Source organism: Lewinella sp., assembly GCF_050633125.1.
Taxonomy (GTDB): domain Bacteria; phylum Bacteroidota; class Bacteroidia; order Chitinophagales; family Saprospiraceae; genus Lewinella.
Window position 1 is genome coordinate 30,722 of record NZ_JBOEFX010000068.1, and the last position, 430, is coordinate 31,151.

1 pseudogene is annotated in these 430 nt (G+C 54.9%); it reads left to right on the plus strand.

Going from position 1 to position 430, the window contains the following annotated elements:
• Positions 1-430, plus strand: a pseudogene (locus ACRBG0_RS14880) (hypothetical protein); the annotation flags it as partial.

The following is a 430-nucleotide window of genomic DNA, read 5'->3' on the forward strand; positions in this document are numbered from 1 at the left end:
CCGAACCAAGCTTTGACCTGACAGATCAACTGTGTTGGGATGGTGTTACGGCAACGACCTTGACGCCGATTGTGAACTCACCTGTTTACACGAACAGTGTAGCCCGTGCCTGGAGCAGTAGTAACCCCGCCGCCGCGACGATCGACCCCATGACGGGCGTTGTAACAGTAATCGGAAGCGGCACGACGACAATCTGTCTGGAAGAAACGATCGCTCATGCGGCATGTAACCTTTACGCTGCAAGTGACTGTGTAGTAGAAGTCTGCCAAACGCTGATCATCACCGAAACGAATGAAGCAGTAGACGCGAGCTGGACGACCTTCGGCCCGCTTTGTACCGACGATGCGGTTGTTGATCTTGATCTGCTGGTCACTGGCGAAGCCAACGGTGTGTTCACCGGCAGTGGTGTTAGCGGCACGCATCCGAACTA